Source organism: Funiculus sociatus GB2-C1 (genome assembly GCF_039962115.1).
Lineage (GTDB): Bacteria > Cyanobacteriota > Cyanobacteriia > Cyanobacteriales > FACHB-T130 > Funiculus > Funiculus sociatus.
In genome coordinates this window covers 1-9,686 of record NZ_JAMPKJ010000117.1, presented here as the reverse complement: position 1 = coordinate 9,686, position 9,686 = coordinate 1, and the positions used below count along the sequence as shown (strand labels likewise).

Annotated in this window: 8 protein-coding genes; all 8 read left to right on the top strand. The window is 45.6% G+C overall.

The annotated features are described in order from the left end of the window. Positions 1-366: 366 nt before the first annotated feature. The 8 genes from NDI42_RS28155 to NDI42_RS28120 all read left to right on the top strand — a co-directional run bounded on the left by NDI42_RS28155 (position 367) and on the right by NDI42_RS28120 (position 9,620). A complete protein-coding gene (locus tag NDI42_RS28155; RefSeq protein WP_190450834.1) occupies positions 367-765 on the top strand; it encodes a zf-TFIIB domain-containing protein in 399 nt (132 codons plus the stop codon). Between the two features lie 109 nt (positions 766-874). Continuing rightward, on the top strand, positions 875-1,357 hold the full coding sequence (locus NDI42_RS28150) for a flavin reductase family protein (RefSeq protein ID WP_190450832.1): 483 nt from the start codon (positions 875-877) through the stop codon (positions 1,355-1,357). A gap of 146 nt (positions 1,358-1,503) precedes the next feature. Further along, entirely contained in the window at positions 1,504-1,857 is a 354-nt protein-coding gene (locus tag NDI42_RS28145; protein ID WP_190450830.1) for a phenylpyruvate tautomerase MIF-related protein, read from the top strand. 243 nt (positions 1,858-2,100) lie between these two features. Then, a complete protein-coding gene (locus NDI42_RS28140; RefSeq protein ID WP_190450829.1) occupies positions 2,101-3,414 on the top strand; it encodes an efflux RND transporter periplasmic adaptor subunit in 1,314 nt (437 codons plus the stop codon). Positions 3,415-3,451: 37 nt separating this feature from the next. Beyond that, a complete protein-coding gene (locus NDI42_RS28135; protein ID WP_190450828.1) occupies positions 3,452-6,616 on the top strand; it encodes an efflux RND transporter permease subunit in 3,165 nt (1,054 codons plus the stop codon). Positions 6,617-6,811: 195 nt separating this feature from the next. After that, on the top strand, positions 6,812-7,477 hold the full coding sequence (locus tag NDI42_RS28130) for a Uma2 family endonuclease (RefSeq protein WP_190450827.1): 666 nt from the start codon (positions 6,812-6,814) through the stop codon (positions 7,475-7,477). 20 nt (positions 7,478-7,497) lie between these two features. Continuing rightward, positions 7,498-7,653, top strand: a complete 156-nt coding sequence (locus NDI42_RS28125; RefSeq protein WP_190450825.1) for a hypothetical protein — start codon at positions 7,498-7,500, stop codon at positions 7,651-7,653. Then, on the top strand, positions 7,599-9,620 hold the full coding sequence (locus NDI42_RS28120) for a tetratricopeptide repeat protein (RefSeq protein WP_190450823.1): 2,022 nt from the start codon (positions 7,599-7,601) through the stop codon (positions 9,618-9,620). The genes NDI42_RS28125 and NDI42_RS28120 overlap by 55 nt, the downstream gene beginning before the upstream one ends. Positions 9,621-9,686: the final 66 nt, after the last annotated feature.

Below are 9,686 nucleotides of genomic sequence, written 5' to 3'. Positions count from 1 at the left end.
CTTTTGTTACTTCAAGATATCAAACGATTCCAGCAGTTGGCTCGCACGCAAGGTTTAGACATTTCTGTCTCTGGCTGGCAGTATGGGTAATTGAGAATGGTGCAAGATGTCAGTAAAAACAGGTTGAAATTTATATATAGTAGGCATTTCAGTCCGTTTTAACGGACTTAAGCTTTAAGCCGGAACTAAAGTTCCGGCTTAAGTTAGTGCGATTCCCTACGCGGAATGGTTGATGTATCACAGCCAACCCTTGAAACGCTATATAAGCTTCTCAAAAGCGCGATCGCATCTTTAACAGATCAATTTTTTCGCCCCTCCATAGTTGCTGCGATAACCTGAAGATCAGGTGTCATGTACTTAATCAATATGCGTCAGATACAATGCCCAAAGTGTCTGGGTAGCTTAGAACAAGTTGTTTATGCAGCAGTTGAAGTAGACCGCTGCATTACCTGCAAAGGAATTTGGTTTGACTCCCTTGAGGTAGAGAAACTAAAAGCCATTAAAGGTTCTGAAAGTTTAGACATTGGCGATCCTCAAACAGGTAGCGAGTTAAACTCATGTACCGGAGAGGTCAATTGCCCTATATGTAATGAGAAAATGCTCCGCATGGTTGATATCGATCGGCACCGTATATGGTATGAAAAATGTCGAATATGCAACGGTGTTTGGTTAGATGCCGGAGAATTTAAAAATTTCAAGGATAACTTCAAGCCACAAGGACTTGTGGGAAAGTTTAACAAAGTTTTGAGAGGAAATAGAGGCTAAACAATTTTGAATTACTCGGTCAGGTAAAATAATTTTTACCTATCGTGGCGCTTAAGTTTATCAATATTGATAAACTTAGCATTGTAGTAGCGATCGCACAGGTAGACCCTTGCTAGACGAACAAGCTAAAAAAACAATTCTGCGTAAGATTCCCCACGGAATCTACGTCTGCGGTGTCAAAGATGGCGAAGAAGTTAACGGCTTCACAGCCAGCTGGGTGATGCAGGCATCGTTTAATCCTCCGCTTGTCGTAAATTGCGTCAAGCAGGATTCTAAATCCCACGCCATGATTAAAGCTAGTGGCGTGTTTGCTCTCAGTTTTCTGGAGGCGGGACAACAAGAAATCGCTCAGAAATTCTTCAAACCACAGCGTCGCGTCGGTAATAAGTTTGAAGATGTGGAATTCTATCTGGGAGAAGAAACTGGTTGTCCCATCATCACTGACTCTCTCGGTTATGTAGAATGTAAGGTCGTCGGTGCGGTAGAACAGGGGGATCACACTGTCTATGTCGGAGAAGTAATTGCTGCTAGTGTCCACCGGGAAGGTGATGCGCTTTTACTCGAAAGTACGCCTTGGCAATACGGCGGATAAAGAAGCTAATTGCTAATGGGGATTGGGGACTGGAAACTGGGGACTAGGAACTGGGGACTGGGAACTGGGGATTGGGGAAAATACTACCTCAATACCTAGTAACCAATAACACAATTAGCAATTAGCAATTAGCAATTAGCAAGATTATGCCTTTAATCAAAGTTCAAACTTCTGTTGATTCTCCGGATAAAGCTACAGTTGACGGGTTACTAAAAAGTCTATCGGCAAATTTGGCAAAGCATTTAGGTAAACCGGAATCCTATGTAATGACAGCTTTTGAGCCGAACGTAGCCATGACTTTTGGCGGCACTGTTGAGCCTGCGTGTTATATCGAAATTAAAAGTGTTGGCAACATGAGTTCATTGCAAACTAAGGCAATGAGTGAGGACTTTTGCCAGCAAATTAATGAGAAGCTCCAGGTGTCCAAAAACAGAATATATATTGAGTTTGCTGATGCCAAAGGTTCAATGTGGGGATGGAATAGCTCAACTTTTGGTTAAGCAATCGCTTAGATTTTAGTGAGGCGCGATCGCAACTTTCACTTAAATAAATATTGATGCCTCCCGCCGCTTTGGGTTTACGTTCCTAGAGCGATGTCGTACTGACTACAACTCTCAAGAAGGCGATCGCATTCCTCCCGGCACCTTTCACCTGAAATAAAGCGTCATACTTAAAGAAGAACTTTGCAATATTTCTTTGCATTAAATTTAAGTTGGTCGGGTCAGAAGGGGGAGGGGATCGCGATGCTTAACGAAACTTCAAAAGACACAGAAGACGATAAATCGGAAAACACCTGGGAAAGTGAACTAGAAGAATCAGTAGTAAAGAGGCGGAAACCTAGAGGCGGGGGAAACATTCTTGCCGGATGGCGCGGCGTGGCGATTGGCTTAGGGCTGGGTGTAGCCCTAACAGCAGGAGTTGGGGCTATACGTTCTCGCCCACCATCTACACCCCAGGCTTCCACAAAGCAGCCAGCACCGCCTAGCCAAACTGTCACCATCGCCCCAGCCAAAACGACTAACATTGCCCGCAAGCTGGAAACTACTGGCACAGTTGCAGCCCGCGAACTCATACCAGTTTTACCCCAGTCCACAGGGTTACAAGTTCAGAGAGTGCTGCTAGAAGAAGGGCAACTGGTGGAAGCCGGACAAGTGATGGCAGTTTTGGATAATTCGGTGCTGCAAGCGCAACTTGACCAAGCGAAAGCGGATGTAGAATCTAATCGAGCCGTGGTGCAGCAAAGACAAGCTGCCTTAGGGCAAGCCCGCGCGACCCTTGCAGAAGCCCAAACCAATCTCCAGCGCTATCAGCAACTTGCCCAAGCAGGCGCGATCGCTCGTCAAGAACTAGAAACTCGTGCCACAGCAGCCGCAACCGCAAGAGAGGCTGTTCGTCTACAACAAGCGAATATTAGCAGCGCCCAAGCTGATGTTAGAAGTTCTGAGGCCAGGGTGCAACAATTGCAAACTCAACTAGGGCAAACAATTGTTCGCGCCCCCGCCGGCGGGATCGTCGCCGAGAAAATTGCCCGAATTGGGGATGTAGCCAATCCATCGCAAAAGCTGTTTTCGATTATTCGCAATGGACAGATAGAACTTCAGGCAAAGGTTCCGGCAATTCAGCTACAGCAAGTAGAAATTGGTGCGCCAGTGCTTGTCACTTCCGATACCGATAACCGCGTCCGCTTGCAGGGACAAGTTAGAGAAATTGCGCCTCTAGTTAACGAACAAAGCCGCCAAGCAACGGTAAGAATAGACTTGCCGCCAACTTCGCTGCTGCGACCGGGAATGTTTGCCCGTGCAGCAATTACTACCACAACTACCAGTGGGGTCACGGTTCCTGCCAAAGCGGTACTACCTCAACCGGATGGGAGTTCAGTTGTATTCCTGCTAACGGGTGAAGACACGGTTCAAGCGCAAAAGGTAGAAGTAGGGGAAGTTGAGAGTGGTGGCAATGTGGAAATTCAAAGCGGTCTCAAACCGGGCGATCGCGTAGTTGTCGCAGGTGCTGGATATCTCAAAGATGGCGATAGAGTCCGCATCGCTAATAGCAATTAGCAATTAGCAGCAATTAGCAATTAGCAATTAAAGTTCTATGAACATTTCCGCTTGGTCAATTCGTCGCCCCGTTCCGACGCTGGTCTTATTTTTAGTTTTGACAGTTATAGGCTGGTTTTCTTTTACCAGGCTAGGTATTGATATCAACCCAAATGTTGATATACCAGCAGTTTCCATCACTGTTACTCAGCCTGGTGCAGGGCCAACAGAACTAGAAACCCAAGTCACCAAACAGGTTGAAGATGCGGTGGCGGGGTTAGGAAATATTGACGAAATTCAATCAACAGTAAACGACGGCATATCAACAACCGTCGTTAATTTTGTGTTGGGTACAGATAGCGATCGCGCCACCAATGATGTCCGCAATGCGATCGCCCAAATTCGCCAAAGTCTCCCTCAAGACATCAACGACCCGATCGTTACACGGCTAGAATTTGCTGGCGGGCCGATTATGAACTACGCCATAGTTTCCAATCGTCGGTCAGTCGAAGAATTAAGTAACCTGGTTGACCAAACAATTAGCCGCTCTCTACTATCTGTAAAGGGAGTTTCGCAAATTCGACGGGTGGGTGGCGTTGACCGAGAAATAAGGGTAGACCTCGATCCGTCTCGTCTGCAAGCCCTTGGCATTACCGCCACTCAGGTCAACGACCAGATTCGCGCCTTTAATGTCAACTTACCCGGTGGACGAGCAGAATTAGGCGGTAGCGAACAAAGCATCCGCACACTTGGCAGCGCCAACAATGTCAACGTGTTGAAAAGCTATGAAATTGTCCTTCCCAACGGCGGTTCGGTGCCTTTGTCTACTCTTGGCGAAGTAAGCGATCGCTTTGAAGAACCAAGACAAGCAGCGTTGCTGAATAACCAAGCAGTTGTAGCTTTTTCCGTCTTGCGTAGCACTGGCAGCACCTTAGTCACGGTGGAAGAAGGGGTACGCAAACAAGTAGAAGAACTGCAAAAGACTTTACCACCTGATGTCAAGCTAGAACTAATCTTTACTCGCGCTGACTTCATCCGCGAATCTTACGAAGGCACCATCGATGACTTGATCCAAGCGTCGGTGCTGGCAGTGCTGACGATTATGATCTTTTTGCGGAACTGGCGGGCAACGTTGATTACTGCGGTAGCGTTGCCGTTGTCCATGCTTCCCACCTTCGCCGTACAGTATTTGCTGGGCTATACCCTCAACAACATGACTTTGTTGGCGTTGGCGCTGGCGGTGGGAAACTTGGTGGATGATGCCGTTGTAGAAATTGAGAACATGGAACGCCACATGGATATGGGCAAAACACCCCTCCAGGCGGCGTTGGATTCGTCGGCAGAAGTGGGTTTGGCAGTGCTGGCGAGCGCGGCGACAATTATCGCGGTGTTTCTGCCAGTGGCGTTTATGGGCGGCATTCCGGGGCAGTTTTTTCAACCGTTTGGGGTGACGGTTGCTGTCTCGACAATTTTTTCAACGCTGGTGGCGCGTACTGTCACCCCGATGATGGGCGCTTATTTACTCAAGCCAAAGAAAACCTCACCCTCAAACCTGAATGGGAATGGGGCTAAGAAAAAGGGTAGAAATCGGTTTCAGCCATATCGTTCTGTGCTGCAATGGTCTTTACGTCACAGGTTGACGACTATCTTAATTGCGATCGCATTCTTTGTGGGCAGTCTGGCGCTAATACCTTTCATTCCCAAAGGATTATTCGATAACGGCGATATTGGTTTCTCTGAGGTTGCCGTACAACTACCTCCCGGTTCCACCCTGGAGGACACAAAAGCAGTTGTGCAACAGACAACCAATCTCATCCGCCAAAGTCCAGCAGTTAAAAGTGTCTTAGCGACAACAGAAGTTAATACCGCCAATCTGTTCATCAATCTCAAACCCAAGGAAGACCGCGACCTTTCCCAGCAGCAGTTTGAGAACCGGATGCGTGAAGTTTTCCCCCAAATTCCGGGGGCGCGAATCAGTTTCCAAAGTCAGGGTGCAGCAGGAGGCACGAAGGATTTATCAATTGTCCTCAAAAGCGAAAATCCCGAAGCTTTAAACTCCGCAGCTGATGCTTTGGAAAAGCAGATGAGAACAATAGCTGGTTTAGTAGAAGTAACTTCTAGTGCTTCTTTAGTAAAACCAGAAATTCTGATAATTCCCAATCCCGCAAGGGCAGCAGATTTGGGAGTGACAGTGCAAGCGATCGCGCGAACCGCTTCTCTTGCCACCATCGGCGACAATGAAGCAAATCTAGCTAAGTTTAACCTCCCAGATCGGCAAATTCCCATCCGGGTGCAAATCAACCCGGAAAGGCGGGCCGACATCGACACCTTAAAGAATTTGCAAGTACCAGGCCAAAACGGCACTCTCGTCCCCCTAGTCTCAGTTGCTGATATCCGCTTGGGCAGCGGCCCCGCCCAAATCGATCGCTTTAATCGCGCCCGTCAGGTGTCGGTACAAGCAAACTTGCAAGGCATTTCTCTAGGCGATGCTGTCCAACAGGTGCAGGAACTATCTGCCCTGCAAACCCTTCCCCCTGGAGTGGCGCAAGAATCTTCTGGGGATGCAGAAATTATGCAGGAGATTTTTGGTCGCTTTGGTTCTGCAATCGGGCTGGCAATCATGTGTATCTATGCCATCCTGGTGCTGCTGTACAACAATTTCCTCCATCCCCTAACAATTATGGTGGCGTTGCCTTTGTCTCTGGGTGGCGCACTACTGGGCTTGATGATTGCCCAAAAAGCGTTAGGGCTGTATGCGCTGATTGGGATTGTCCTATTGATGGGGATTGTGACGAAAAACTCTATCTTGCTAGTTGACTATACGTTAATCAACTTGGAAGAAGGTAAGTCACAGTATCAGGCGCTAATAGCCGCTGGGGTGGATCGTTTACGACCAATTTTAATGACTTCTCTGGCTACCATTGCCGGAACGATTCCCCTAGCTTTGGGACTTGGCGCGGGGGCTGAAGTCCGCAGCCCGATGGGAATTGCCCTGATGGGTGGCTTCACAACTTCTACACTGCTGACATTGTTGGTGGTGCCAGTTCTATTTACCTATGTTGACAATTTACAGCGCCGGATTATGCAACTCTTGAAGCACGGGTTTGGCAAAAAAGGGCGACAGAAAATTAGGGCAGAGGAACGTAGAACGAAGTCCGAGGAGAAGCGATCTCTTCCTCCGTCTACGAACCCAGAAAAAGATACATTCCCTGTTGGTAAGTAATCAAAAACCCCGTAGCGATATCTGCGGGGTTTTATTTTGTGGAAGCGTAGGACGAAGTCCGAGGCGAAGCGATCGCGCTGTCGTGTAGTGGAATGCGATCCCTACTTGTTAAGCTAATTATAAAATAACTTGTTTGATGCTATCTGCAAGCGGTCGCTTAAACATTTCTGACTTCCAACTCCACCATTTGCTTCTATGATCTCAACTCCAAAATCGCGCCATCTAACTTCAGCCATCCCAAAATGGCAACCCGCGACATGGGAAGATTATTTAGCTTATGCTGACGATCCGAACCCAGAAATAATAGGTTTATTTTTTAATCAGGGATATCTTTTCGTCCAAATGGGTAATGAAGGAATTAACCACGCCGCAGTTAATGAACTTTTCACGATGCTATTTTTTATCTGGTTTGTGGCTAAACCAGGTCAAATTTTTCATTCTCTAGGTGGTTGCTTAATGGAAAAGCCGAATACACAAGCCGCATCGCCAGATTTAGTTCTTTATCTTGGTGAAGATTACCCAATTTGGCGAGAGGGTGAGCGACGTTATCTTAATTTGAATCAGTGGCGAGTTCCCGATTTAGTAGGTGAAGTGGGTGACACAAGTATAGCAACTGATTTGGATAAAAAAAAGCAACTTTATGCAGCTTTGCAAATTCCTAAATATTGGGTTATTGATGTTAAAAGCGAAAGAGTGCTGGCATTTCGTTTGCAGGATGATGGCAAGTATCAGCAGTACGAATATTCTGTAACACTTGAAGGGTTGCCGATTTCTTTATTAGAGCAGACTTTATCACAGCTCAAACAGGGAACTAATGGCAGCGCGGCTATTTGGTTTGCTCAACAGATTGCTAGTTTGTAATAGTTGGAGCGATCGCGCTTATGAGGTGTGATGCACAACTGCAACAGTTGGGTATTGATCCGGATGTACTATCGCCAGTCGAAGTGTTAAAGGTAGTCATAACAAAGCTGGAAAACTGGATATGGACTGGATTACCCTACTGCGATCGCAACAAGCTGACTTCATCCAAAGGCTGAAATCTGCTCATCTCCTGCATTGTGAAACTGTAGGTCAGCACAGTGAATTAACCGTTATCTCAGGCCAAAAGTTAAAGCAGTTGGTTGACTTCTGCTGGGAGATGGCTGAGAAGTACAAGCAAAGCAACCCAGTCCGTAACGTCTTTAACAACAACTTAAAAGGGAAACTGGGTGAGGAAGTTGTCAAAATTCGTCTAGCTGACTTTGTTACTGAAGTTGACTATGAAAAACGACTTGGTGGTGATGGCAAAGTCGATTTTAGACTAACTACTAACCCATCTGTGGGAATCCAGGTTAAAACTCGTTATGGCAGTATCGATAAAGTCCAATGGGGAATTACCCCAGAAGAAGTTAATAAAAATGCTGTTTTAGTCTGCATTCTCAGTCAAGAAGCATTTGATGATAGGCAAACAGGATACAATCTCATCATAGCTGGCTTTCTGCCAACTAATATAATTGAATTAAAGAATGGCAAAGCCTTATTTAAGATAGATGATTTGTTGTATTGCGGTGGATTATATACCTATTTAAGAAATTCAAAATTTCCTGAAGATAACGGTTATGGAGGGCAAAAAATTCAGACATCAAAACCTAAACAAGAGTCGGAAATAATTTTTAATAAAACTAAAGAGCCTTATATAGAGAGTAAGATTTCTAGTTTAGTCGTTGACTATTTCATTTTAGGTAATGCCTGTTCTGAAAAAGGAGATTATCAAGGTGCAATCGCTAATTATACTCAAGCTTTACACTTGAATTTCAACCTTGCTGAAGCCTTCTTTTGTCGGGGTTCTGCCCGTTCATTAATGGGAGATAAACAAGGCGCAATTGAGGATTATACTCAAGGACTCAAAATTGATCCTATCCATACTAAAGCCCTTAACAATCGGGGTTATATCTGTTTTAAAATAGGAGATTACCAGGGTGCAATTGAGGATTATACTCAGGCGATCAGAATTAATCCCAACTATGCTACAGCCTACGCCAATCGAGGTGATGTTCGTTACGAAATAGGAGATTGCCAAGGTGCAATTGAAGATTACACTCAGGCGCTCGTGATTAATGGAAACAATCCAGTTCTCTACTACAACCGAGGTGCTGTTCGTTATGCCATAAAAGATAACCAGCGTGCAATCGAGGATTTTAGTCAGGTAATTGAAATTGATCCCAATAATGCACTAGCCTACTTTTGGCGAGGTGATGCCCATTATGCAATAGGAGATAATCGAAGCGCAATTGATGACTTTAATCAGGGGATTAAGATTAATCCTAATGATGCCCAAGCCTACTTTAGGCGAGGTATCATTCATTTTGAGATAGGAGATAAACACGAAGCAATTGAAGATTTCACTCAAGCGATCAAAATTAATCCGGACGATGCTCAAACATACTACTATCGAGGTATTGCCTTCGATAACATCGAGAATTCGCAGCAAGCAATTGAGGATTTCAGTCAGGCAATCAAGATTCAGCCTAACGTTGCTCAAGCCTACATTCATCGAGGCATTGTCCGCGCTGGCATAGGAAATGAGCAAGGAGCAATTGAGGATTACACCCAGGCTCTTAAGCTTAATCCTAATAATGCTACTGCATACTACCAGCGGGGTATATCTCTTTCTGCTATAGGAGATAAACAGGCAGCAATTGAAGATTATACCCAGGTACTTAGAATTAATCCTGATAACGGCATTGTCTATGGCAGTCGAGGTTTTGCCCGTTATCAGCTAGAAGATAATCAAGGAGCAATTGAAGATTTTACTCAGGCGCTCAGAATTAATCCTGACGATGCTGTTGCTTACTCTTTTCGGGCTTTTGCCCGTTCTGCTCTAGGAGATATGCAAGGAGCAATTGATGACTTTACTCAGGTTTTAAGAATTAATCCTGATGAAACTAATATCTATCTTAATCGGGGTACTGCACGTCCTGACTGCCTGACACATCTTTGTAGATGCTTGGTAGATCAAGGGTGACAGGTTAATGAACGGATGCGAGAGAACCAAATCTGGTCATAGAAATCATGCTCAGCCCGTTTAGAT

Bases quoted from the DNA above. Each gene is read 5' to 3' on its own strand.
- NDI42_RS28155 (WP_190450834.1), top strand. From the start codon at position 367: ATGCGTCAGATACAATGCCCAAAGTGTCTGGGTAGCTTAGAACAAGTT.
- NDI42_RS28145 (WP_190450830.1), top strand. From the start codon at position 1,504: ATGCCTTTAATCAAAGTTCAAACTTCTGTTGATTCTCCGGATAAAGCT.
- NDI42_RS28140 (WP_190450829.1), top strand. From the start codon at position 2,101: ATGCTTAACGAAACTTCAAAAGACACAGAAGACGATAAATCGGAAAAC.
- NDI42_RS28135 (WP_190450828.1), top strand. From the start codon at position 3,452: ATGAACATTTCCGCTTGGTCAATTCGTCGCCCCGTTCCGACGCTGGTC.
- NDI42_RS28130 (WP_190450827.1), top strand. From the start codon at position 6,812: ATGATCTCAACTCCAAAATCGCGCCATCTAACTTCAGCCATCCCAAAA.
- NDI42_RS28125 (WP_190450825.1), top strand. From the start codon at position 7,498: ATGAGGTGTGATGCACAACTGCAACAGTTGGGTATTGATCCGGATGTA.
- NDI42_RS28120 (WP_190450823.1), top strand. From the start codon at position 7,599: ATGGACTGGATTACCCTACTGCGATCGCAACAAGCTGACTTCATCCAA.